We start from the raw sequence: 25906 nt of genomic DNA on the forward strand, positions 1-25906 counted from the left end.
TTCAAAAATTTAGTGCTTAGATTTTCTTTTTTTCCATTGTTTGCTAAACGATGAATCGGCAAATTCAGGGAAAGCCCTCTTATCCCCAACAACAGTTCCAATACCACCTTGTTTAACGAGGAAATTTTTTACGGAACCGTCAGCCATATCCATCAAAGAACGAGAACTTAAACCCATCTTCATACCTTTCATGATTACCGATTCCAATAAAGGTCTATAACCTTTTTCAACGGCGAGACGACGATTTTCCAACAATAACTCGGGTAAAGGAATTTTAACCGGACAAACCTCACCGCATTTACCGCACAAAGAACTGGCAAAACTTAAATGTTGGTATTCTTTTAGCCCCTTAAGATGTGGCGTAATAACAGAACCTATAGGACCACTGTATACTGAGTTATAGGTATATCCCCCCACATTTTTATAAATAGGGCAAGCATTCAAACAGGCACCGCAGCGAATACAACTCAATGCTTCAGACTGCTCAGGTGTATTATACAAATTACTCCTGCCATTGTCTAACAAAATAACAATCATTCTTTCTGGACCATCCTTTTCATCACTCTTTGCAGGACCAAAAACCACTGAGTTATATACTGTTACTTTTTGTCCGGTTCCATGAACTGCTAATAATGGCCACATCAAATCCAAATCTTTATATGAGGGCAATAGTTTTTCTATTCCCACCAAAACAATGTGTACCTTAGGTAAAGAAAAAGATAACATACCATTACCTTCATTTTCGGTAAGGGCAATACCACCTTCTTCGGCCAATAAAAAATTTGCACCGGTAATACCCACTAAAGCATTTTTAAATTTTTCACGTAACTTTTGTCGGACAAAAGCAGTCATCTGCTCAGGGGTAGATTCTTCTGAAATATTGAATTTTTCATGAAAAAGCGCAGCGATGTCCTTTTTTGACTTATGCATTGCAGGCGTAACAATGTGATAGGGTTTTTCACCGGCAACTTGTACGATAAATTCACCAAGGTCAGTTTCAATAGATTGAACCCCAATTTTTTGCAGATGTGAATTTAATTCGACTTCTTCCGAAGTCATCGACTTACTTTTGACAATGAATTGAGCATTTGATTCTTTAACAATTTTAGAAATGATATCAATTGCTTCGTTAGCGTCTACGGCCCATTTTACTTCACACCCGTTAGCGATGGCATTTTTTTCAAATTTTTCGAGATAAAAGGGAAGATTTTTTAAAACCTTACGCTTTAATATTGCTGCCTTTTCTTTTGCCAACTCTAAATTTTTATAACGACTTTTACCTTTTTCAACGGCAGCATCATATTTCGAAATATTAAATCTGATTGTTGCCCTGTGCTTATAGTCAAAAGCAACATTTTCTGATTCTTTTAAAAATTGTCGACTCTTTTCACTCGCCATACAAACTATTTTTTACACTGAATCTTTTTTATTCTACGCTCATGTCGTCCACCTTCAAAGCCGGTTGTTAGAAAGGCATTCACAATTTTCCATGCTTCCTGTTGTTTTAAAAACCTGCCGGGTAAGGAACAAATGTTGGCATCGTTATGAAGCCGGGCCAAATAAGCAATTTCAGTGTTCCAACACACAGCCGACCGAATGCCCTGATGTTTATTAACAGTCATGTTAATACCATTACCGCTTCCGCAAATGGCAATACCAATTTCGCATTCACCGTTTTCAACAGCTTCGGCTAATGGATGAGCGTAATCAGGATAATCTGTACTATCTTCTGAATTTGTTCCAAAGTCAACTACTTCAATACCTTTCTTAATTAATTCACCCTTTAAAAATGTCTTAAGGGCAAAGCCTGCATGGTCACAACCTAAACCTATCTTTTTGAAACGCATGATTTTTTATTTCAAATATAGTAAATAATCGGTCTTTTTTATCCTTTTTCAACACTGTTGATAACTTGTTATATCTTTGTGTCTATTGTGTGAAAAATATTTCTTGACACTTAAAGAAATTTGTATATAACGAATTAAACCCTAAAATTCATTTAAAGAAAGCATCAATTATCAATTAGTTATTCACCGATTTAAATCGTTTCATCAACAAGATGCCATTAATTATTTTTTAAATTTGTGTGATATTAACCGTTGTTGATAAAGTAATAGAAAAGGATGAATTTTATACATTTAGGTATATTCATAAAGGGTTGATAAATGAAAATGGAATGTTTATTAAAGAAGAAATCAATAGCAAATAAGATTTTTTTTAAACATTATTGACAAGCTAATACCATCATCATATATTTTTTTAAAACTTTATAATATGAATAGTAATTGGTTGAAAAAAGGGTTTGTGGACGAAAATATTCCAACGGATATCGATTTGGTTAACGAGATAAACAAGTTAAAGAAGGAAAAGAATGCCCTTTTAATGGCGCATTATTATCAACAAAACGATATTCAGGATATTGCCGATTTTGTGGGGGATAGTCTGGCTTTAGCATGGGAAGCTTCAAAAACCGATGCAAGTATTATTTTATTGGCAGGTGTTTATTTTATGGGTGAAACTGCCAAGATTTTATCTCCTGAAAAAAAGGTTTTAGTACCTGATTTAAATGCGGGCTGCTCGCTTGCCGATAGTTGTCCCGCCGATGCTTTTGAGGCCTTTATAGCAGAACATCCCGACCATATCGTTGTTACATACGTTAATACCACTGCCGAAGTTAAGGCGCTTTCTGATATAGTAGTTACTTCTACAAATGCTGTTAAAATTATTAATAGCATTCCCGAGGAACAAAAAATTATATTTGGACCCGACCGTAATTTGGGAAATTATTTACAAAGTATTTCCGGCAGAGAAATGGTTTTGTGGGATGGTGCCTGCCATGTGCATGAAAAATTCTCTGTTGAAAAAATTGTTGAGCTTAAAAAAGAAAATCCCGATGCTTTAATATTAGCTCATCCTGAGTGTAAAAAGCCCGTTTTAACTCTTGCAGATTTTATTGGAAGTACTGCCAGTTTATTGAAATTTACTCAAAATTCAGATTCCGGTAAATTTATTGTAGCCACCGAATCGGGTATTTTGCATCAAATGCAAAATTCTTCGCCTAACAAAACTTTTATTCCGGCACCCCCCTCTGACTCTACTTGCGGATGTAATGATTGTGAATTTATGAAACTTAATACCTTGCAAAAAATTTATTTAACTTTAAAATATGAATATCCGGAAGTGTTTGTTAAAGAAGATATTCGACAAAAAGCTATTAAGCCTATTCAGAAGATGTTTGAATTATCAGGTGAACTTATTAAAAAGTGAAGAATGATTTAATTTTATATAATTCTTTCATTGTTTGATTCATTAACTTAGGATTGATTGTTTTTTTGAAGTTAGTTTCTATTTAATTTTTTACCTTTAAATTTTTAATTGGTTTTATGTTAAAATTAGTTTCCAGAAACGGTATATTTTCATGAGTTATATAAAGTTATTATTAGTTGAAGATAACGTATTGAATCAAAAGCTTATTAATTTAACCCTTTCCAAATATGGTTTTGAGATAGAGGTGGCAAATAATGGTAAGGAAGCTTTGGATAAGCTCAAGGATAATCATTATGATATTATTTTAATGGATTTAATGATGCCCGTTATGGATGGGTTAGAAACAACCAGGCTTATAAGAGAGCAAGAAAAAGAAACAGGGTCAAGAAATATTATTATCGGGTTAACAGCCAACACTTATGATGCCGATAGAGACAAGTGTTTAAAAGGGGGGATGGATGAATATATGACTAAACCTTTTGATATTAAACAATTCGGGCAAATAGTCAGTAGTTTTGGTTTCGAAATGAGTAAGGTTTAATTTTGAGAGATGGATTTTGATATTAGAAATACGGAATTGGAAGAAACCAAGGACTTTGATTTTGAGCAAAAACTTCGTCCTTTATCTTTTTCGGAGTTTCGGGGTCAACATAAAGTAGTTGAAAATTTAGAAATATTCGTTAAGTCAGCCTTAATGCGTGGCGAAGCACTTGATCATGTATTATTGCATGGCCCTCCCGGTCTTGGTAAAACTACTCTTTCCAATATTATATCTCATGAGTTAGGTGTAGGTTTTAAGCTTACCAGTGGTCCGGTTTTAGATAAACCAGGTGATTTGGCTGGTATTCTTACTTCTCTTCAGCCCAGAGATGTTTTATTTATTGATGAAATTCATCGGTTGAGCCCGGTTGTAGAGGAATATCTTTACTCAGCCATGGAGGACTTTAGAATAGATATTGTTATCGATAAAGGGCCAGGGGCTAAGAGTATTCAAATAGAATTAAATCCTTTTACTTTAATAGGCGCAACCACCCGAAGTGGATTACTAACCAGTCCTTTAAGAGCCAGGTTTGGAATTAATTGCCATTTAGAGTATTATGATTCCGAAGTCTTAAAAGGAATTGTTAAACGTTCTGCCAAAATTTTGAAAGTGGGAATAGAAGATGATGCGGCAGGAGAGATTTCCCGAAGGAGTAGGGGGACACCCCGAATTGCTAATGCATTGTTGCGTAGAGTACGAGATTTTGCCTTGGTTAAGGGGAATGGTGTTATTGATATGGCTATTACTAAAATGAGCCTTAAAGCTTTAAATATCGATAAATATGGGCTTGATCAAATGGACCATAAAATATTACTAACTCTTATTGACAAATTCAATGGTGGTCCTGTTGGTATTTCTACCATTGCTACAGCTATAGGGGAAGATTCCGGTACCTTGGAAGAGGTCTATGAGCCTTTTCTTATTAAAGAGGGATTTTTAAAACGTACTCCCAGAGGTCGGGTAGTTACCCCATTAGCTTATAAACATTTTGGTCGTGAAAAAAATGGTCCTCAGCCTTCTCTATTTTAATTTTCATTCATGTCTTTAAGTTTAAAAAAATTAGCCGGCGAAACAGTTATTTATGGGGCGTCCACAATGATAGGGCGCCTTTTAAATTGGTTATTGATGCCCTTTTATATTCGTACGTTATCTACTTATGAATATGGGGTTGTTGTTAATTTTTATGGTGTAATATCGGTTCTTTTAGTTATTTTGACTTATGGACTTGAAACGGGTTTTTTTCGTTTTGCCGGTAAAGCTAAATCTTATAAATCGGTTTATGAAACTTTATTGTGTTTATTAAGTTTTACCAGTTTTATTTTTCTATCTTTTGGTATATTTTTTTTCAGAAATGTAAGCGTTAGCTTTTATGGTGGTCAGCATCAATATGCTATTCTTTTGGTTTTCTTTATTCTTGCGATAGATTCTTTTGTTTCATTACCCTTCGCAAAGCTTAGGTTAGAAAATAAATCCTTAAAATTTGGTATTATTAAATTGATTAGTATAGGTGCCAATATTTTCTTTAATCTATTTTTTCTGGTTGGTGTTCCTTATTTCATAAATAAAGGACTTTTTCAGGGCTTTCTGTCATTTATACACTTCGAGGAATTAGGTAAGGTATTTTTTGTTTTTCTAAGTAACGGTATTAGTAGTTTAATTACTTTGTTTCTTTTGATGTCTGAAATCAAATGGCATCGAAATTATTTGGATTTTAGGCTTATAAAACCCGTACTCATTTATTCTTTACCAATACTTTTTGTTGGTATTTGCGGTATGGTCACCCAAAATATAGATAAAATATTGCTACCTTCTCTTTTAGGAAGTAATGGTTTTGAACAGCTTGCTATATATGGTGCCAACTTTAAAATAGGGGTTTTAATGAGTTTATTTGCGCAATCCTTTAGGTTTGCCTTTGAACCTTATTTTTTTAAAAACCGTGAACACGGTAAAGAACAATATGCCAAAATAATGGATTATTTCATTTTTTTTGGTTTAACTATATTTCTTGGAGTAAATATCTTTCTCGATTGGATTAATATTTTATTAACTGATATCTATACAGAGGGGAATTATATAATTCCTATTATTCTTTTAGCACTATTATTTTATGGGATCTATTATAATTTATCCCTATGGTATAAACTTACCGATAAAACGTGGATTGGCGCTCTTTTAGGGGGTGTAGGGGCTTTAATTTCTGTTACGTTAAATTTTGTGCTTGTTCCGATATATGGCATCATAGGTTCGGCTATTGCCTTGTTTTTTGGGTATTTTTCTATTACTTTATTATCCTGGTTGCTTGGTAAAAAATTTTACCCCGTTCCTTATAAACCTTTAAGGTATTTATTCTATTTTGTTCTTGCAGGTATTTTCTTTTTACTAGATCATTATACTGTCTTTGAAATACTTTTTTTTCAGTATCTGTATAAAGGAACTATATTTGTTGTTTTCATTGGTTCGTTTTTTGTAATTCAAAAGTATGGTCAAAATTAAGCTAGTTAATAAAAGTAGTAATAAAGTTCCTGAATTTGCTACAGAAGGTTCAGCGGGTGTTGATTTATGTGCCAATTTGAGTGAACCGTTAATTTTAAAGCCTTTGGAAAGGGCTTTGGTACCAACAGGCTTATTTATTGAACTTCCGGAAGGAATGGAAGCGCAAATTAGGCCGCGTAGTGGGTTAGCCCTTAAATACGGTATTACTGTTTTGAATTCACCGGGAACTATTGATAGTGATTATCGGGGCGAAATTAAGGTTATTTTAATTAATTTGTCGGATAAGGAATTTGTTATTAATCATGGTGATCGTATTTGCCAAATGGTAATCAATAAATATGAAAAGTTCGAGTGGGATATTAATGAAAATTTAAGTATTACTTCCAGAGGAGAAGGGGGATTTGGTCATACAGGCATTTAATTAGCATTTTGGTTTTGTGTCGATTTTAAATTTACCACTAATGAGGTATTTGAGTATTATTTCTTTAGTTATTATTTTTTTTACCTCTTGTTCTGTTTTAAGTAAATATCAGGCAGGTGAAAACAAATATTCTAAATTATCCGATTCTTTAAATGTTCGATCCATCAGTTTGGATGAAAGCGAGCAAAGAAAATTTGATTATTATTTCTATGAAGGTATTCGGTACAAAGCCTTGAATGAAGTTAATAAAAGTTTTATGTATTTCGCCGAAGCCTTTAAAATTGATTCTACCTGTTCTGCTTGTGCTTATGAGCTTTCCAGAATATTGTTAGCCAACAATAGTGTTGAAGACGCTCAAAAGTTGATGGTGAAGGCGGTCCAATATGATCCTTATAATCGTTATTACATATTATTACTTTCCAGAATATACCAAAATTTAGGAAATGGTGAGGCAGCCGTTGATATTGCTCGTAGACTATTAAATAACAATGGAAATTCTTCTGTTGAAGATATTTATTATGTTGCCGAATTAGAAGTTCAAAATGGTTTTATTGATGCAGCTATTGATAATTTAAAGATTATAGAAAATCGTCTTGGCATCTCTGAACCCATTAATTTAAGAATTTATCAGCTTTATCTTCAAAAGGAGGATTTTAATAATGCTGAAAAAGAGCTTTACAAATTGATAAAAAATAATCCATATAATTCCAATTACAGAATTCTGTTGGGTGATTTTTACCTTGAGAATGGAAATTTTAAGAAAGCTTTTTCAGAATATAATGAAGTATTAAAAATAGAACCTGTTAATGGAAATGTATATTTTTCATTGGGTAATTATTATCTTGAAAAAGGGGATACTCTTTCCTTTAAGAAAAATTTCTTTAAAGGTTTTGAATCTAAAAATGTTGATTTCACCAATAAATTCAGAAAGCTTCTTTCCTTAGTTGGAAACAATGATAATAGTAAAGAACTTTTTGAAAAAGAAGAGATTAAAACACTTTATAGAATTTTAATTAGGGTTCATCCCTATGAAGTTGATGTATATCATAGTTTTGGTAATTATTTAATGAGTCTTGGAGAGAAAGATTTAGCAAGGGATATTTTTCAACAAGGCTTGGAGATAGATGCTTCTCAACCATTATTATGGCAAGATTATTTGATTTTATTATCAGAATTTCAGGATTATAATACTTTATCAAATAAGGCATCGCAAGCCATAAAATTTTATCCTGAAGAACCTGTTTTTAGGTTATTATATGGAGTTGCTCTTTTCCAGCTTAAAGATTATCGGGCTGCTGCTAATGTTCTTTTAAATGGATTAGAACTTGAAAAGGTTAAATCAAATCTGCCTTTAAAAGGGCAATTTCACGCCTATTTAGGGGATATTTTTTATTCAATGAAAAATGTTGATAGTTGTTTTTATCATTATGAAGAAGCCCTTAAAATAGATGAGAATAATATAATAGTATTAAATAACTATAGTTACTATTTGGCATTGGAAGGCCTTAACCTGGAAAAAGCCGAACATATGAGTGCCAAAACAATTCAATTAGAGCCCGGAAATCCTACCTATTTGGATACTTATGCCTGGGTTTTATTTAAACGTAAAAGATTTAATGAAGCAAAATTTATTATAGAACGAGCTGTTGAAAATTTGGATGAACCCAATGGTGTTATTTTAGAACATTATGGGGATATTTTGTATAAAACCGGTGATTTAGAAGGTGCCCTTATTCAATGGCAAAAAGCTCTTGAATTAGGTGAACACTCCAAAACTTTGGAAAAGAAAATAGAATTGAAAAAGTTTGTTGATGAATAGGCGAGTTTATTGGGTTATTTTTTTGTTAGTTTTTTTTGTTAGTTGTAAATCTCTTGATATAGTTTCAAGTGAATATGATATTCCTTTATTGGAAAAAAAGGAAATTTTTAAACAGTTATCTGTAAATTCAGAAAAGGAAAGTTTAAACAATGTTCTTTTTAAAAGAGCATCTATAGTTATTAATTCAGAAACCTTCAAACAAAATTTTAAGTGTAATATTGCATTAAAAAGGGATAGTTTTTTAAGAGTTAGTGTTTTAGGTCCTATAGGAATTGAAGTTTTGAGAATATCTTTTGAACCCGATTTGGTTAAAATTATTGACCGAATTAATAGGGAAGTTATTTTTTCTCATTATTCAGAATTATATACCAGTATTGGTCTTTCATTAGATTTTCAGTTTTTACAAAAAATTATTTTAAACGAACCATATTCTTATTTTACTTCTGATGTTTTAGGTTTATTTGATTTTGAATATTGTGGTGTTGAAAATTCTTTTTACAAATTTTCCTCTGTTAAGGAGAAGAAACTTAATAGGAAGTTAAATTACCATAATTTAGAAGATTTAGCGTATCAGCAGTTTTGGATCAATCCCAATGACTTTTATATGGTTCGTAATTTTATTGAACTTTCTGATTCTCAACTTAAGCTGGATATTAGATATAAAGATTTTAAAAAGCGGAATAATGATTTTTATTTTCCTTTTGCCTTTGAGATTGAAGGTAGTATGGAAAATAAAATCTATCATTTACAACTAAGTTTTACCGATATTCAATTTAATGCTTCAAATTTGATTGGTTTCAGTATACCTAAGAAATATGTTAAGGTTTATCGTTAATGCCATTTTTATTTTGATCTCCTGTGTTAATCTTTACGGACAATCTGTTGAAAGTCTTCGTAAAGAAAGGGAAAATATTATAGAAGAAATAATTAAGCTTCAAAAGTTACTGAACGAAAAGATTGAGACCAAAGATGCCTTTATGCAAAAATTATCTCTTTTAGATAGAGAAATTTTTAGTCGTAGGAAACTTATAAATAATTTCGAAAGAGAAATTAATAAACTTGACGAACAAATTGAAGTTAATGAGCTATTAATTAATGATTTGGAAAAGGATATTCAGTCTTTAAAAGAAGAATATGCCCAACTTATAAGGTACACCTATAGGCAAAGAGGAGAATTAAATCAATTGATGTTTCTTTTTAGCGCTGAATCTTTTAGTAATTTATATACAAGGTTTAGATTGTTTAAGGAGTATAGTAATTACCGAAAAACTCAGGGTGAAAAGCTTGTTAAATCCCAAAATCAGGTTAAGGGTTTACTTAAAGAAATTCAAGTACAAAAAAATGAAAAACAGGCTGTACTAAATGAAATAGAAAGCGAATTAGCTCGTTTGGAAGAAAACAGGAAAAATAGGGCTTTATTGATTAAAAAACTTCAAGAGGAACAAAAGTGGTTACAACAAAACTTAAAACAGAAAGAAGTGGCAGCTCAACAGCTTGAAAAGAAAATTAAGGAGCTTATCGCTGCTGAAAAAGCTTCAAGTATTAACAAAGATGAATCTATTACTTTTGAAGATATGAAAGGTCAGTTGGTTTGGCCGGTCGAAAACGGTGTGATAGTTAATCCTTTTGGTGAACATGCTCATCCTATTTTAAAAAATGTATCTATTAAAAATAATGGTATTGATATTCAGACTTTAGAAAGTAGTGATGTTAGATGTGTTCATTCCGGGGTTGTTTCTATGGTTGTGGCCATACCTGGTTTAAATAAAACAGTAATTGTTCGTCACGGTAAATATTTAACAGTTTATGGAAATTTAATTGAAGTTGTAGTGAAAAAGGGAGATATTGTAGAGGCTGGAGAAATTTTAGGAAAAATTTATCATGGCAATACCAATATGAATAAAGTTCTTCATTTCGAAGTTTGGGAAGAAAATAATAAGTTAGATCCTGCACTGTGGCTTAAACCATAGTTTTTTATCAAAAATCGATACATTTTAGAAACTCTTTTTTTGTATAAGAGTATAAGTTGATGTAATTTAAATAGATTAAGACAGCTAACGTTAAAACCTATGTTGTGAATAAAGTTGTTTTCAAGTCTGAAATTAAAAACATTAGTTTAGTTGAAAGATTAATTGACGATATTTCAGTTAAATATAATTTGCATTCCGACATTTATGGTAAGTTGTTACTTGCCGTTGTTGAGGGTGTTAATAATGCTATTGTTCATGGAAATAAACTTGAAAAAGAAAAAATAGTTATTTTAAAATATATAATTACTGACGAAAAGATTGAATTTATTATCAGAGATAGTGGTGAAGGTTTTGATTATAGAAATCTTCCTGATCCGACTAAACCTGAAAATATTGAAAAAACCCATGGAAGAGGCATTTTTTTGATGAAACATTTATCGGATGAATTGGAATTTAATGAAAAGGGTAATGAAGTTAGGATTGTATTTAATTTAACATAAGTAACGTGTCTATTTTTTTCGATTCAATAGATATTGAATATATCCTCGAGAATGAAAGCATTATTCGTCGTTGGATTATAGAAGTTATTGAAAATAAGCAATTTAGGGTAGGTGAAATTAATTATATTTTTTGTTCCGACGAATATATTTACAAAATTAATAAAAAATTTCTTGGACACGATTATACTACCGATGTTATAACTTTTGATTACTCCAAAAAGAATATTATTTCAGGGGATATTTTGATTAGTATACCTACAGTTAGTTTGAATGCCGAGTTTTATAAAGTTCCTTTTTTTCATGAACTTCTTCGGGTTATTATTCATGGTGTTCTGCATTTAATGGGTTATAAAGATAGTACAGAAGAGGAAAAATCCTTAATGCGGTCTGCTGAGGATTTGGCTCTACTATTCTTCGAAACAAATTTCCGTTAGTGCTGTTTATTTACTATTATTTAAGGGTTTAAAAGTATGGATTTTAATTACGATATAATTGTAATTGGTGGAGGTCATGCCGGTTGTGAAGCTAGTGTAGCTGCAGCTAAATTGGGGGCTAAAACACTTCTTATTTCTATGGACTTAACTAAATTAGCCCAGATGAGTTGTAATCCTGCTGTAGGTGGTATTGCCAAAGGTCAAATAGTTAGGGAGATAGATGCACTTGGAGGTCAAATGGGAATTGTAACCGATTTGTCATCTATTCAATTTAGGATGCTTAACAGATCTAAAGGTCCTGCTATGTGGAGTCCTAGATCCCAATGTGATAGGATGGTATTTTCCAAAGAATGGAGGCATATTATTGAAAATACTGAAAATTTATATTTATGGCAGGATTTGGTTGTAGATATTGATTTTTCTAATTCTGATTTTTTTGCGGTATTTACCTCTCAGAATGTAAAATTTTATTCTAAAAAGGTTATTTTAACTACAGGAACTTTTTTAAATGGACTTATTCATATCGGTAAGGTTCAAATTGAAGGTGGAAGGATTTCTGAAAAATCAAGTAAGGGATTAAGCGATAAATTTTTTAAACGTGGTTTTAAAACAGGCAGGATGAAAACCGGTACGCCTGTACGTGTTGATGGTAGAACTGTAGATTTTACCAGATTACAGGAACAACCCGGAGATGAAGATTTCTATAAATTTTCGTTTCTTCCTGTTTCTAATAAAAAGTTAAAACAACGTAGTTGTTATCTAACTTATACCAATCCGATCGTTCATAATACCATACGAGAACGTTTAGATGAAAGTCCTATGTATAACGGGACTATTAAGAGTATAGGTCCGCGATACTGTCCTAGTATTGAAACTAAAATTGTAACTTTCTCTGATAAGGATAGTCATCAATTACATTTAGAACCAGAAGGCGAAGATACTATTGAATATTATTTAAATGGTTTCAGTAGTTCCTTACCCTTGGAGACACAATTGGAGGCTTTAAAATCGATTCCTGGCCTTGAAAATGCTTTTATTTTTCGTCCTGGTTATGCTATTGAATATGATTTTTTTGATCCTACTCAATTATATCATACACTTGAAACCAAATTAATTAACGGTTTATATTTTGCAGGTCAAATTAATGGTACTACCGGTTATGAAGAAGCCGCTGCACAGGGTTTAATGGCAGGGATTAACGCAGCCTTAAGTTTAAAAGGGAAGGACCCTTTTGTGTTAAATAGAGATGAAGCCTATATTGGAGTATTAATAGATGATTTGGTTACCAAAGGTGTGGATGAGCCTTATAGAATGTTTACCTCACGTGCTGAATATCGTTTATTATTACGTCAAGATGATGCCGATTTAAGATTGACACCCAAAGGCCGAAATATTGGATTGGTAGATGACTATAGGTATAATTTCTATAAGGAAAAAATTCTTTGGCGTGAAAAAATTTTTCAATTTATTGAAGATTATAGCGTAAAACCTGAAGAAGTTAATAACTATTTATTAGAAAAAGGTACTTCTATTTTGAAACAAAAAATTAAAATTAAAGAGTTAATTACGCGTCCCCAAGTTAATATTATTGAGTTGGTTAATATTATTGGTTCTTTTAGGGAATTTTGTAAGGACATTCCTAATGACAGAAAATTTGAAATTTTAGATAGTGTAGAAATTGCGATTAAATATCAAGGATATATTGCACGAGAAAGGCAATTGGCAGATAAACTTAAAAGATTAGAAAAGTTAAAGATTAGAGGTAAATTCGATTACGAATCGATCCATAACTTGTCTATTGAAGCCCGGCAAAAATTGAAGAAAGTGGATCCCGAAACATTAGGTCAGGCCTCACGAATTAGTGGTGTTTCACCCAGTGATATTAATGTATTATTGGTTCTTATGGGAAGATAATGTTCCACGTGGAACATTATCTTTTGACTGTTTTTTTAAAAAAAAGACTCATATATTTTGTGGGTCTTTTTTGTTTTTTTTTTTTGAATTTATTTAGATTTTATGTTAGTGTATTAATTTTTAAGATTATGAAAGTAATTAAAGGTAATATTGTAGATATTCATAATAGAGAAATTTTTCCAGGGAAAGTTTATTTTAAAAGGGGTTTTATTGAAAGAATAGAACGATGTGGTGATAATTTTGGGCAATACATTTTACCCGGATTTATCGATTCTCATGTTCATATCGAGAGTAGTATGGTTGTGCCTTCTCTGTTTTCCCGGTTGGTTGTTCCACGTGGAACAATTGGGGTGTTAACCGATCCACATGAGATAGGTAATGTGTTGGGAGTGGAGGGTGTAGAGTATATGATTGATGATGCAAAAAATACGCCGTTAAAGATATTTTTTGGTGCACCATCCTGTGTGCCGGCAACCAATTTAGAATCGTCAGGTGCCATTATTGATTGTACGGGAGTAGATTATCTTTTAAATAGAAAAGAAGTATGTTTTTTGAGTGAAATGATGAATTATGTAGGGGTTATTAATAATGACAAGGAAGTTTGGAAGAAAATTCGGTTGGCTCAGAAAAGAAGAATTCCTATCGATGGTCATGCTCCGGGAATTGGCGGTGAAGAGTTAAACAAATATGCCTCGGCGGGAATTTCTACCGATCATGAGTGTTTTACGTTAAAAGAAGCGCTTGACAAAATTAAATGTGGTATGAAAATTCAAATTAGAGAAGGAAGTGCCGCTAAAAATTTTGAAGCTTTAGTTCCCCTCTTTAATTCTCATCCTGATTCTTTGATGTTGTGTACTGACGATTCTCATCCACATGAATTGATTAAAGATGGACATATCGATAAATTAATTAAATTGGGTCTGAAAAAAGGTGTTGATTTGTATGATTTGCTTAGGGCTGCTTCTTTGAATCCCGTTGAACATTACAATCTTCCTGTAGGGTTATTGAGAGAAGGTGATAAAGCCGATTTTATTGTTATTGATAATCTAGATGAATTTAATGTCAAAGAAAGCTATATTGATGGAGAAAAAGTCTTTGATCATCGTTATGGCGTTCTTTTTGATAAGAAAGAAGTCAAAATTGTTAATCAATTTAAAGCCCATGAAATTTCTTTAGAGGATATTAAAGTAATGGTTCCTCAAAATGCAAGCAAAGTAAATGTTATACAATGTTTTGATGGATCTCTTGTTACCGATGCTTTAACTTTGGATATATGGGATGATAAAGTTTTAGAGTCCTGCGCAGATAAGGATATTCTTAAAATTGTTGTTGTGGATCGGTATAAAAATAAACCTGCTTCTGTTGGTTTTATAAAAGGTTTTGGATTTAAAAAAGGTGCCATAGCTTCGTCTGTTGCGCATGATAGTCATAATGTAGTCGCTGTAGGTGTGGAAGATGAACATATAGTTAATGCCCTTAATTTGATAATGGAAAATAAAGGAGGACTTTCTGTTTCCTCTAAAAATAATCAAAGTGTTTTGCCGTTGCCTATTGGGGGAATTATGAGTAATCAAGATGGCATAGAAGTAGGGAAAAAATATGCCAATATTGAGAAAATGGCTGTTGATATGGGGTGTAATCTTAAAAGTCCGTTTATGACTTTATCTTTCATGTCTTTATTGGTTATTCCCAAATTGAAGATTGGTGATAAAGGACTATTTGATGGAGAAAAGTTCGAGTTTATATCACTTTTCAATTAAAAAAATATGAATGAAATATATCAGGGTCGATTAAGTTATCTTAAAGAATTAATAAAGGTATTACCAGAAGGTCCTGGTGTTTATCAGTATTTAGATAGTGCAGGAAATATTATATATGTTGGTAAAGCTAAAAATTTAAAGAAAAGGGTCTCTTCATATTTTTATCGTACACCCGATAATGCTAAAACTAGAATTTTGGTGAGAAAAATTTATGATATTCGCCATATTGTAGTAAATAGTGAAGAAGATGCTCTTCTTTTAGAAAATAATTTAATAAAGAAATATCAACCACGATATAATGTCCTACTAAAAGATGATAAAAGTTTTCCCTGGATAGTAGTAAAGAATGAGCCATTCCCGCGGGTATTTTCCACGCGTCGAATCATAAAAGATGGCAGTTATTATTTTGGACCTTATACCAGCAGTGGTATGGTTAGAACTTTGATCGATCTTTTTCGGCAATTATATTTTTTAAGAACATGTCGACATGCACTCACCCCTGAAAATATTGCAAAAGGTAAGTTTAAAGTTTGTTTAGAGTATCATATTGGCAATTGTAAAGGTCCATGTGAAGGCCTCCAAAAAGAGGAGGATTATAATCTCCAGATTGAAGAAATTAAAAATATATTGAAAGGGAATATTTCTTCGGTTATAAAGTATATGAAAGAAACCATGATGAAGTTGGCTAAGGATTTTAAATTTGAAGAAGCCGAGGAAATTAAACAAAAATTATTAACTCTTGAGGGCTTTCAAAGTAAATCAACCATTGTTAATCCCAAAATTAATGATGTTGATGTCTTTTCTATTATTGAGGATAAAAAGTCTGCTTATGTGAATTTTCTTAAAATCGTTAATGGGGCCATTATTCAAGCTCATACTATTGAGTACAAAAAGAAAATGGATGAAGATATTAAATCCTTACTTGCATTAGCTATTGTCGATATTCGAGAACGATTGCATAGCAATTCCCCTGAAATTATTGTTCCATTTAATCCTGGTATTGAATTTAGCGGCGTTAAATTCTTAATACCCAAGAAAGGTGATAAAAAGAAGTTGCTCGAACTATCTGAGCGAAATGTAAAATATTATCGTTTTGAAAAGCTCAAACAACAAGCTAATAGGACTAAATCTAGCAGAGAAAATTCTATTTTGGAATGGGTAAAACGAGATCTGCATTTGAATGTACTCCCAATACATATTGAATGTTTTGATAATTCAAATATTCAAGGTCATCACCCGGTAGCAGCTTGTGTTGTTTTTAAGAATGGGAAACCTGCTAAAAATGAATACCGACATTTCAATATTAAAACAGTTGAGGGCCCCAATGATTTTGCCTCCATGGAAGAAGTTGTTTATAGACGATATAGTCGATTAAAAAATGAAGGTCAGCCTCTTCCTCAACTTGTCGTTATTGATGGAGGGAAAGGTCAATTAGGGTCGGCAGTTAAAGCTCTGAGAGAGTTAGACTTAATTGATCAAATTAATATTATTGGAATAGCTAAACGTTTAGAAGAGATATATTTTCCAGGCGACCCGGTTCCTTTATATATTGATAAAAATTCGCCTTCCTTAAAATTAATTCAACATCTTCGAAATGAAGCTCACAGATTTGGTATAACTTTTCATCGTCAAAAACGAAGTAAAGCTTTTATAAATTCTAAACTAGAAGATATTCCCGGCATTGGGCCTCAATCTGTAAAGAAGTTATTGACCCACTTTAAATCGGTAAATGGAGTCAAAAACGCCTCCCTTAACCAGTTAAAAGAAGTTGTGGGAGAGGCCAGGGCTAAGAAAATTGTCCGATTTTTTACTGAGAATGTTGAATAATGCTTTTTTTTTTTATGTGAGAAATGAGTTTGAATTCAAATCATAACGATTAAATATTATATGGTGCAAGAGGAAATAATTCCTACAACCAATAGGTAAAAATGGCATTGAAATGATACTAAAATAATGAATTTATAATACCTTCCTGAATTTCGGAAGGAAGGTCGGACAAACAATTTTGAATGTATTCTTTTTCATGGTATGCCATATGGATGACTTTCTCGGCTTTTTTAATGAAGTTTGCGTTTGGATAGTTGCTTTTAATTTCAATGTGTTGAATAATGCCCTTTTCTACTTTAAGTTGAGATAAGAAGGTATAATTTCCTGTTTTATATGCCTTTTTAAATTCATACATAGGGCTATATCCATAATTCCATTGCCAGGTTTCATATTTGTTTTTAATTAATTCGTCTATTTTTTCAATATCTTTTGTCGTTAGATTCCATGGTTGAGCGTTGTATTTTTTCTTTAAATACTCTCCTATTTCTAATAGGAATTCAGTGGTTTGCTTTTTTGATTTAATTATTCTGGAAATATTTTCCACTTCACTACGAACCGATTTTACTGCTCGGTCTTTAAAATGTATATTTTTTGTTTTGAGGCTTTCAGTAAGGTAGGAGAGATTTGAATTATAAAGAAGGGTTCCATGGTGCATGGAACGAGATTTATAAACATGACAAGCATTTCCTGAAATTTTTTTATATCCGCAAAGTAAATCATTTCTTTTGCCATGGCGAGCATTAATACCTAAATGTTTTAATACTTCAACAACGGGTGTGGTGGCTCTAACAAAATCCACCAATTTGCCTGCTTCTCCATTTTCTATTAAACAATAATTAATATTGCCTAAATCATGATAAACTGTTCCACCTCCAGAAAGACGGCGATATACAGGTATATTGTGCGATTTTAAGAAAGACAAATTGATTTCTGATAATGTATTTTGATGTTTTCCTACAATGACCGATGGCTTATTTATGTATAAAAAAACTATATTTTCTTCATAATTTCTTAATAATACCTCTTCTGTGGCTAAATTATAAGCGGGATCGTTTGATTTACTTATGACATAAAGTGTTTTCTTGTGCTCCATTTGTTTTAATTTTTACGGATATCACCTATAAAAGCTAATTTTATTTTATAAAATCATTCAAAAATATAAAAATTGGTTAGTTTAAATTTTACAGGAGACTATTTGGTTGCTACATATATAATTGAATTTCAATTGGGTTAAGAGATAAACTTCTTGTTGAGATATAATTTTTATTCTACATGTTTATTTTAATTTTTAAGTGATAGTGATTTATGGTTTTCAAATTTAGTTTTTAAATAATATAAGAAATTAAAAATCAGTTGTATAATGTGTAATTAGAGTTAGTCATTTTATATTTGCGTAATTTTATTTAATCGTTAACCTAACCATTTCTCAGGTAAAAGGTTTTTAATATTTAATTTTAGTTGTTCCCTATTGATTAGTTTTTTTTCAAGAATAGCTGTAAACCGGACTAATTAGGTGATAGCAAATAAATATTATTGGCGTACATTTTTTGTTTAAAATTGATTTAACTTATTATTGTTGAATTACTACGGATTGTCTTTAATGGTTTCCAATTTAAGTTAGCTCGCTAACTACCTAAAGAAAATTTTCTCTGATTTTTCCTGAAAAATTTTTTTCTGATTGGGAAATTTCATTATTTCGAAAAGTTTGGATAGAAGTTAACGGATAAAATTAAAATGAGAGCAGTAATACAAAGAGTTTTAAAGGCTTCTGTTACCATCAATGGGCAAGAAACTCGCTCTATTGGACAAGGATTAATGGTTCTTGTTGGTATTGAAGCGCAGGATGGAGAAGAAGATATCTCTTGGCTTTCCAAAAAGATTGTAAATCTACGTATTTTTGATAATCAGGAAGGTGTAATGGATCTGTCGGTCAAAGACATAAATGGGGAAATTTTAGTAGTTAGCCAATTTACTTTACATGCCCGTACAAAAAAAGGAAACCGACCTTCATATGTAGAGGCTGCACCCCCTAATATTTCGGTTCCTATTTATGAAAAATTTAAGAAGCAACTTTCATGCTCTTTAGGAAAAGAAATTGTTTGTGGTGAATTTGGTGCCTCTATGGACGTTGAGCTTATTAATAATGGCCCGGTTACTATTATTATTGATACTAAAAATAAACAGTGAACCATGTATGGGAAAATGGTAACCAGTAGAAGGGAAGGGATTATCCCAAAAAACAGAGGTAGAAGCCGAGGGGCAGACGTGCCCAGGCTGAAGGCAGAAGAAGTGATTAGTTATTAGTAATCAGGTGGTTGGTGTTAAATAACTAATGACTAATGACTTACTACTAATTATTAATTTTAGGAGACAATAGTTCAATGAGTTAAGTAAACTTTATGCGAATGATATTGTTTTTCAATTGATTAAAATTGATATGGAACTAAAAGAAGCTCAGAAGATTGTTGACCATTGGATTAAAGAACATGGAGTCAGATATTTCAGTGAGTTAACTAATATGGCGATATTGACCGAGGAAGTCGGTGAATTGGCCCGTGTAATAGCCCGTCAATATGGCGATCAATCGGTAAAGGAAGGCGAAAAGATGAATCTGGCAGAAGAGATGGCCGATGTATTATGGGTGCTTATCTGTTTGGCCAATCAGACAGGAGTTGATCTTACCACTGCTTTCCAACAATCATTAATGAAAAAAACAAATCGTGATAAATACCGTCATAAAAATAATCCAAAACTAAAAAGATAATGGAACTATTGCTTGAAAAATTTAAAGATCAATTTCATCAATTGCCTGAATATAATGGTAATTTCGAAATTACCGAATACAGAAGCCCTGAAGTTTTAAAAAAGATTTTTTCTTGTATTGATCTCACTTCATTAAATTCTACCGACAGTACAGCATCTATTGAGGATTTTTGTAATCGTTTGAATGCTTTTCATCATAAAAATCCGGAAATGCCTTTAGTTAGTGCCATATGTGTTTATCCTGTTTTCGCCGGTGTGTTAAAGTCGAGGTTAAATAAGCTCGATGTAAAAAGGGCAGTGGTGGCTGGAGGATTCCCCTCTTCACAAACCTTTCTTGATTTGAAAGTCCAGGAAATTAAAAAAGCTTTGGAGTTGGGTGCGAATGAAGTTGATATTGTTTTGTCGGTTGGAGAATTCTTGGAGGGTAACTATTCATTTGTAGCTGAGGAAATTAAAACCATTAAATCCGTTTTGGAGGGACATCATTTAAAAGTTATATTAGAAACAGGAGCATTAAAAAATAATCAAAATATATGGGATGCAGCTATTTTATCTATGGCATCAGGAGCTGATTTTATAAAGACCTCTACAGGGAAACTTAGTCCTGCGGCAACCCCTGAAGCTGTTTGGGTAATGAGTCATGCAATTAAGATATGGCATAAAGAAACGGGTAAAAAAGTAGGGTTAAAGGCGGCAGGAGGTATTTCTACTACCGAAGATTCATTGCTTTACTATTCCATCGTGAAGAATGTGTTGGGCGATGATTGGCTATGTCCCGAACTTTTTAGGATTGGTGCCAGTCGTTTAGCCAATAATCTATTAAGTGATTTGGCTGTATTGGAAGGGAAGGATTTTCATCAGCCTTTTTAGCCTTTCCTGGTTGTTGTAAAAATGACCAGTTCCTTTAATCCTTCGCGTGCGTCACTTTCAGGATAAGTATTTAAAATATCGAGGGCTTTATTTCTGTATTCTATCATTTTTTTCCTTGCGTATTCTATGCCTCCTTGCTGTTTTACGAATTCAACAATGGGGGCAATTTTTTTTTCATTTTTATGATGTCTTTTTATCGTTCTCAAAATTTCCCGCCGTTTCCAATTTGACTGCTTTGATAACACATAAATGAGCGGAAGGGTCATTTTTTTCTCTTTAAGATCGTTACCGGTCGGTTTTCCGGCAAAATTGGTTTGTTCGTAATCCAACAGGTCATCTCTGATTTGGAACGCTATTCCCAAATTTAATCCGAAATCATGCATTTTAGTTGTATTTTCCTTAGGCGCACCTACCGAATGAGCACCGGCGGCCGTGCATGCTGCTATCAGTGTCGCCGTCTTTTTACGTATGATTTCGTAGTATATATCTTCAGTAATACTAAGATTTCTTGACTTTTCAATTTGTAATAGCTCGCCTTCACTCATCTCTTTTACTGCGGTAGAGATGATCCGTAATATCTCTGTTTGGTTCTCTTCCAATGACTTAATGAGACCCATTGCTAAAAAATAATCGCCAACCAGAACTGCTATCTTGGAACGCCATAAGGCATTGATCGAAAAAAAACCTCGTCGCTGATAGGTCTCGTCTACTACATCATCATGAATTAATGTAGCATTATGTAGAAGTTCTATTAATCCTGCTGCGTTATAGGTGCCTTTATTTACTGATCCGTTTAATTTTGCGGACAAGAAAACCAACATAGGCCGCATTTGTTTCCCTTTTCGACGGATTAAATAGTTCGTAATAATATTTAGCAACGGAAAATTTGTATCAAAGTTTTTTTTGTAATAGATGCCAAATTCCTTCATTTCCTCCTTTATGGGAGATAATATTTTGGTTGATATTTTCATCGTAAGTAATTTATATAATTCATTGGTTTAATGGAACTCGTATGGCTTAACCAATTTTATACATGCCCTTTTGTTGCATTAGCCGCCATCCTCGCTTTTTTAGGTTTATTAATATGCATTTTATATATCATCATTCTATGCTCTATTTGATAATTCCTGCAAATCTCGGCAAAGAAATGTTCTTACACGAGGTTGCCCAAACAAAACCTATTTGCGCATTCAAATGTTCAAAAATAACAAATCGGATTATTATATCGTTGCTACATCTACTCATTATATCATATAGTATATAAATATTTGCATGTTTTTAAATGTCAAATATCTAACAATCAAAATATCTTCATTATCTTTGTGCATTCTCAATTAGGTTTCGAATAGGATACCAAAAAGCGGTATGGATATATGAATTTAGAATTTAATTTATATTAATTGTTGTTTTGATTGTGTTTAAGAATTTGATATTTGGTGTTTTATAAATTTGTTTCGATTGCTGTTATTTCCTACTTTAAAGTAAGGTAATTTATTTCAAAAAAGTTTTTGGAAAATAAAAAATATGGAAGAACAAACCATAAAAATCAAGGATTTGGATGCCAATCAGCTGGAACGGGCAGTAGGAATGCTTAAAGCCATTGCACATCCTATGCGTATTGCTATCTTGAGTCATTTGGAAGATGGGAAAAAATTAACCGTTACCCAAATTCATAAATTGTTGAATATCGAACAAAGCACTACCTCGCATCATTTAGGCATTCTTAAAGATAAAGGGGTATTGGGTTCACAAAGAGAAGGGAAAAATACATATTATTTCCTGAAGCATGAAAGTCTAAGTCATATAGTGGAATGCGTTAGTCGTTGTACTATTGAATAAACCACTATTGACGGGTCATTCTATGAATTTGCCGTTTGGTCTTCAGTAAGATATGCATTTAAGTTGTTTATTTGGTGGGAATTTTATTTTAAGGGGTGGAAAATAATGTCTAAAATAAGGTTAACTAAAGAATTTCGTTTCGAGATGGCCCATGCCTTGTGGAATTATGATGGGCTGTGTAAACATATTCACGGACATTCATATATTCTTCAGGTTACTGTTATTGGCCAACCTAATGATAACGAAAAGGACCCCAAGTGCGGAATGGTTATGGATTTTGGGGACTTAAAGAAGATTGTTAAGGAAGAGATTGTGGAAAAATTGGACCACGCTATAGTGCTTAACCAAAAAGCCAGAAATCAACATCTATTTGAAATACCGCAAATGTTTGATAAGATACATTTTGTCCCTTATCAACCTACTTGCGAAAATCTTCTTTTGGATTTTGCACAAAAAATACAGGCTCGCCTCCCCGAAAATATCGCTCTTCATAAATTAAAACTTAACGAAACCGCCAATTCTTTTGCCGAATGGTATGCTTCCGATAATTTATAGCGGTTTACCTGTTGTCTTTTGCACCTCTCTTGGACATTAATGGGGTTTTTTTCTTATTTTTCGGAATTAAACCTCAATCAATATGTCTGCTAATATCAGAAAACTTTGTCTTGTAGATGCTTATGCTTTAATTTTTCGGGCATATTATGCTTTTTTGCGCAATCCGAGAATTAATTCCAAAGGGTTAAACACTTCTGCAATTTTTGGATTTACCAATTCACTGCTCGAAGTTATTAATAGAGAAAATCCGTCTCATTTAGCCGTGGCTTTCGACCCCTCAGGGCCTACTTTTAGAAATTACCTATTCCCCGATTATAAAGCCAATAGAGAAGATACACCAGAAGACATCAAAAAAGCGGTCCCATACATCAAGAAAATCCTCGATGCATTTAATATTAAAATTGTGCAGGTTGATGGTTATGAAGCTGATGATGTAGTGGGAACGTTGTCTCGCATGGCCTCTAATGCCGGATTTAAAACTTTTATGGTTACCCCCGATAAAGATTATGCACAACTTGTTACAGATGATATTGTGATGTATAAACCCAAAACTGCTGGTAACGATATTGAAAAATGGGGCGTGGAAGAAATTAAAAAGAAATTTTCTGTTGAAAAGCCGGAACAGGTTATAGACCTTCTTGCTTTATGGGGCGATAGTGCTGACAATATTCCGGGTTGTCCGGGCATTGGCGAAAAAAGAGCTAAAATCATTATCGGTAAATATGGGTCCATTGAAAATGTTTATGCTCACATTGATGAATTTTCAGGCAAACAAAAAGAAAATCTTATCAAGTTTAAAGAACAGGTTGAATTGTCAAAAAAACTGGCAACCATTAAAACAGATGTGCCCATTCAATTTGATGAAAAGTTATTGTTGAGGGGAAATCCGGACCTGGATAAATTACAACCTGTATTTGAAGAGCTTGAATTTAAATCTTTATGGGAAAAAATAACCAATAATGTATCCGGTCATATTCAGACATCTCTTTTTGATGACAATAATTTACCATCCGATATCCCGGCGCGTTCATCTAAAGCAACAATTAATGAAACAGACCATCGCTATTTTGTGGTTGATACAACTCAGGCACTTGATTCTTTAGCGGCCGATTTAAGTGTTCAAAAAGAGTTTTGTATAGACACTGAAACTTCCAGCCTTGATGTGTGGAACAATGAATTGGTAGGCCTTTCCTTTAGTTTTAAAAAGGGCGAAGCCTATTATGTTCCGGTTCCGGAAGATAGAGCTCAGGCAGAAAAAATTGTAAAGCGTTTTGCAGCTGTGCTGACCGATAGTAATATTTTGAAGATAGGTCAGAACGTAAAATTTGATTACCTGATGCTTAAACGGTATGGGGTAGAAATGCAAGGGCCTTTTTTTGACACAATGATTGCTCATCATTTGGTTCAGCCCGGGCTTAAACATAACATGGATTTTCTTGCCGAAACTTATCTTAACTATACGCCTGTCTCTATAGAAAAGCTAATCGGATCAAAGGGCAAGAATCAGAAAAGTATGCGGCAGGTGGATATAAATGTCGTTGCAGAATACGCCGGAGAAGATGCTGATATTACATTCCAACTAAAAAAAACATTACTGGAAGAACTTAAAAAGTATCATTTAACATCTCTTTTTTGGGACATTGAAATGCCCTTAATTAAGGTGCTTGCCGAAATGGAATTTGCCGGGGTCTGCCTCGATACCGATGCATTAAAAAAATATGCCTTAGAACTTCAGGATAGAATAGATAAGTTGGAAACAACTATTAAAAATGAGGCAGGAACCGAATTTAACGTTTCCAGTCCCAAGCAGGTTGGAGAGGTTTTATTCGATAAATTAAACCTCGACCCTAAAGCAAAAAAAACAAAATCGGGGCAGTACAGTACTAACGAAGAAATATTACAAAAAATTCGTGACAGGCATCCTATTATTGGGCATATTCTTGAATATCGTGGACTTAAAAAGTTGTTAAATACCTATGTAGAGGCTTTACCTAAATTAATAAATAAAGAAACGGGTCGTTTGCATACTTCTTTCAATCAGGCGGTGGTGGTTACGGGAAGGCTTAGTAGTTCAAACCCTAATCTTCAAAACATTCCTATTAGAGAAGAAGAGGGTAGAGAAATGCGCAGAGCTTTTGTTGTACCCGATGAAAATCATCTTTTTTTGAGTGCCGATTATTCTCAAATTGAATTACGTTTAATGGCTCATCTTAGTGAAGATGAACATTTATTAGATGCATTTAATAATCAAAAAGATGTTCATGCGGCAACAGCTGCCAGAATTTTCAATGTAGATTTGGACGAAGTTACACCGGATATGCGCAGAAAGGCTAAAACAGCCAATTTTGGCATTATTTATGGCATATCGGCCTTTGGACTCTCTGAGCGATTAAATATTTCACGTTCCGAGGCCAAAAGTATTATTGATGAATATTTTGAAAATTTCCCCGGCGTTAAAGAATACATGAATAAGGCCATAGAACAGGCCCGGAAGCTCGGTTATGTAGAAACCTTGTTTGGGCGCCGACGCTATCTTCCGGATATCAATAGTCGCAATAGTGTTGTGAGAGGTGTGGCTGAAAGAAATGCTATAAATGCACCTATTCAAGGAACTGCTGCAGATATTATTAAAAAGGCAATGGTTGCCGTTGATAAAGCTTTTAAATCGGAAAATCTTCAGAGCAGAATGGTTCTTCAGGTTCATGACGAACTTAATTTTGAGGTTAGAAAAGAGGAACTTCAAAGAGTGACTGAAATTGTAAAAAGAGAGATGGAATCGGCAGTATCATTAAAAGTGCCTCTGATTGTGGATATTGGAGTAGGACAAAACTGGCTGGAAGCCCATTAAAAAAGAAATTTTCGATGAAGTAAAAAACTTATTTAATATTTTGGCAAATAGATTGTTGGATTAATGGGCCGTGAGAAAAGAATAG

The 25906-nt window shown here is 33.0% G+C and carries 23 protein-coding genes; 19 read left to right on the forward strand and 4 right to left on the reverse strand.

Going from position 1 to position 25906, the window contains the following annotated elements; translation table 11 throughout:
• Window positions 1–9: 9 nt before the first annotated feature.
• Complete coding sequence (locus tag BM130_RS10860) at window positions 10–1398, reverse strand: LutB/LldF family L-lactate oxidation iron-sulfur protein (protein ID WP_010527694.1); 1389 nt, start codon at window positions 1396–1398, stop codon at window positions 10–12.
• A gap of 5 nt (window positions 1399–1403) precedes the next feature.
• The gene (gene rpiB / locus BM130_RS10865) at window positions 1404–1847 is read right to left on the reverse strand and encodes a ribose 5-phosphate isomerase B (RefSeq protein ID WP_010527695.1); all 444 of its coding nucleotides are present in this window, start codon (window positions 1845–1847) and stop codon (window positions 1404–1406) included.
• Between the two features lie 427 nt (window positions 1848–2274).
• Between rpiB and nadA the strand changes: the two genes are divergently transcribed.
• From nadA to uvrC, 13 genes are all read left to right on the forward strand, one after another.
• Entirely contained in the window at window positions 2275–3267 is a 993-nt protein-coding gene (gene nadA / locus BM130_RS10870; RefSeq protein ID WP_010527696.1) for a quinolinate synthase NadA, read from the forward strand.
• A 151-nt stretch (window positions 3268–3418) separates the two neighbouring features.
• Window positions 3419–3808, forward strand: coding sequence for a response regulator (locus BM130_RS10875; protein ID WP_010527697.1), 390 nt, complete (start codon window positions 3419–3421; stop codon window positions 3806–3808).
• Window positions 3809–3817: 9 nt separating this feature from the next.
• Window positions 3818–4837, forward strand: coding sequence for a Holliday junction branch migration DNA helicase RuvB (ruvB, locus tag BM130_RS10880; protein WP_010527698.1), 1020 nt, complete (start codon window positions 3818–3820; stop codon window positions 4835–4837).
• Between the two features lie 369 nt (window positions 4838–5206).
• Complete coding sequence (locus BM130_RS10885) at window positions 5207–6301, forward strand: polysaccharide biosynthesis C-terminal domain-containing protein (RefSeq protein WP_237706136.1); 1095 nt, start codon at window positions 5207–5209, stop codon at window positions 6299–6301.
• The gene (gene dut, locus BM130_RS10890; protein ID WP_010527700.1) at window positions 6288–6722 is read left to right on the forward strand and encodes a dUTP diphosphatase; all 435 of its coding nucleotides are present in this window, start codon (window positions 6288–6290) and stop codon (window positions 6720–6722) included. The genes BM130_RS10885 and dut overlap by 14 nt, the downstream gene beginning before the upstream one ends.
• Before the next feature lie 40 nt (window positions 6723–6762).
• A complete protein-coding gene (locus BM130_RS10895; protein ID WP_010527701.1) occupies window positions 6763–8541 on the forward strand; it encodes a tetratricopeptide repeat protein in 1779 nt (592 codons plus the stop codon).
• Complete coding sequence (lolB1, locus tag BM130_RS10900) at window positions 8534–9376, forward strand: lipoprotein insertase outer membrane protein LolB1 (protein ID WP_010527702.1); 843 nt, start codon at window positions 8534–8536, stop codon at window positions 9374–9376. The genes BM130_RS10895 and lolB1 overlap by 8 nt, the downstream gene beginning before the upstream one ends.
• On the forward strand, window positions 9357–10511 hold the full coding sequence (locus BM130_RS10905; protein WP_010527703.1) for a murein hydrolase activator EnvC family protein: 1155 nt from the start codon (window positions 9357–9359) through the stop codon (window positions 10509–10511). The genes lolB1 and BM130_RS10905 overlap by 20 nt, the downstream gene beginning before the upstream one ends.
• 104 nt (window positions 10512–10615) lie before the next feature.
• Window positions 10616–11011: an ATP-binding protein gene (locus tag BM130_RS10910; protein WP_010527704.1), complete on the forward strand. Its 396-nt coding sequence runs from the start codon at window positions 10616–10618 to the stop codon at window positions 11009–11011.
• A gap of 5 nt (window positions 11012–11016) precedes the next feature.
• Complete coding sequence (gene ybeY, locus BM130_RS10915; protein WP_010527705.1) at window positions 11017–11445, forward strand: rRNA maturation RNase YbeY; 429 nt, start codon at window positions 11017–11019, stop codon at window positions 11443–11445.
• A gap of 36 nt (window positions 11446–11481) precedes the next feature.
• Complete coding sequence (gene mnmG / locus BM130_RS10920) at window positions 11482–13359, forward strand: tRNA uridine-5-carboxymethylaminomethyl(34) synthesis enzyme MnmG (RefSeq protein ID WP_010527706.1); 1878 nt, start codon at window positions 11482–11484, stop codon at window positions 13357–13359.
• A 128-nt stretch (window positions 13360–13487) separates the two neighbouring features.
• Window positions 13488–15119 carry an adenine deaminase gene (gene ade, locus BM130_RS10925; protein ID WP_029626610.1) on the forward strand — a complete coding sequence of 544 codons (1632 nt, stop codon included), beginning with the start codon at window positions 13488–13490 and terminating at the stop codon, window positions 15117–15119.
• Window positions 15120–15125: 6 nt separating this feature from the next.
• A complete protein-coding gene (gene uvrC / locus BM130_RS10930; RefSeq protein WP_010527708.1) occupies window positions 15126–16946 on the forward strand; it encodes an excinuclease ABC subunit UvrC in 1821 nt (606 codons plus the stop codon).
• Between the two features lie 118 nt (window positions 16947–17064).
• Here uvrC and lplA read toward each other — a convergent pair whose 3' ends face one another.
• Window positions 17065–18039 (reverse strand): lipoate--protein ligase, encoded by a 975-nt coding sequence (gene lplA, locus BM130_RS10935; RefSeq protein ID WP_010527709.1) that lies wholly within the window; start codon window positions 18037–18039, stop codon window positions 17065–17067.
• 641 nt (window positions 18040–18680) lie between these two features.
• Between lplA and dtd the strand changes: the two genes are divergently transcribed.
• The 3 genes from dtd (at window position 18681) to deoC (ending at window position 20579) form a co-directional block, all read left to right on the forward strand.
• Window positions 18681–19133, forward strand: coding sequence for a D-aminoacyl-tRNA deacylase (dtd, locus tag BM130_RS10940; RefSeq protein WP_010527710.1), 453 nt, complete (start codon window positions 18681–18683; stop codon window positions 19131–19133).
• A gap of 250 nt (window positions 19134–19383) precedes the next feature.
• Entirely contained in the window at window positions 19384–19710 is a 327-nt protein-coding gene (locus BM130_RS10945) for a nucleotide pyrophosphohydrolase (RefSeq protein WP_010527711.1), read from the forward strand.
• A complete protein-coding gene (gene deoC, locus BM130_RS10950) occupies window positions 19710–20579 on the forward strand; it encodes a deoxyribose-phosphate aldolase (RefSeq protein ID WP_010527712.1) in 870 nt (289 codons plus the stop codon). The genes BM130_RS10945 and deoC overlap by 1 nt, the downstream gene beginning before the upstream one ends.
• Here deoC and BM130_RS10955 read toward each other — a convergent pair.
• Window positions 20576–21550, reverse strand: a complete 975-nt coding sequence (locus BM130_RS10955) for a polyprenyl synthetase family protein (protein WP_010527713.1) — start codon at window positions 21548–21550, stop codon at window positions 20576–20578. The two genes, deoC and BM130_RS10955, sit on opposite strands and share 4 nt — an antisense overlap.
• A gap of 553 nt (window positions 21551–22103) precedes the next feature.
• Here BM130_RS10955 and BM130_RS10960 point away from each other — a divergent pair.
• From BM130_RS10960 to polA, 3 genes are all read left to right on the forward strand, one after another.
• Window positions 22104–22418, forward strand: coding sequence for an ArsR/SmtB family transcription factor (locus BM130_RS10960; RefSeq protein ID WP_010527714.1), 315 nt, complete (start codon window positions 22104–22106; stop codon window positions 22416–22418).
• 105 nt (window positions 22419–22523) lie between these two features.
• Window positions 22524–22973, forward strand: coding sequence for a 6-pyruvoyl trahydropterin synthase family protein (locus BM130_RS10965; protein WP_010527715.1), 450 nt, complete (start codon window positions 22524–22526; stop codon window positions 22971–22973).
• Between the two features lie 82 nt (window positions 22974–23055).
• Window positions 23056–25821 carry a DNA polymerase I gene (gene polA / locus BM130_RS10970; RefSeq protein ID WP_010527716.1) on the forward strand — a complete coding sequence of 922 codons (2766 nt, stop codon included), beginning with the start codon at window positions 23056–23058 and terminating at the stop codon, window positions 25819–25821.
• Window positions 25822–25906: the final 85 nt, after the last annotated feature.

This window comes from Thermophagus xiamenensis, from assembly GCF_900112795.1.
Lineage (GTDB): Bacteria > Bacteroidota > Bacteroidia > Bacteroidales > Marinilabiliaceae > Thermophagus > Thermophagus xiamenensis.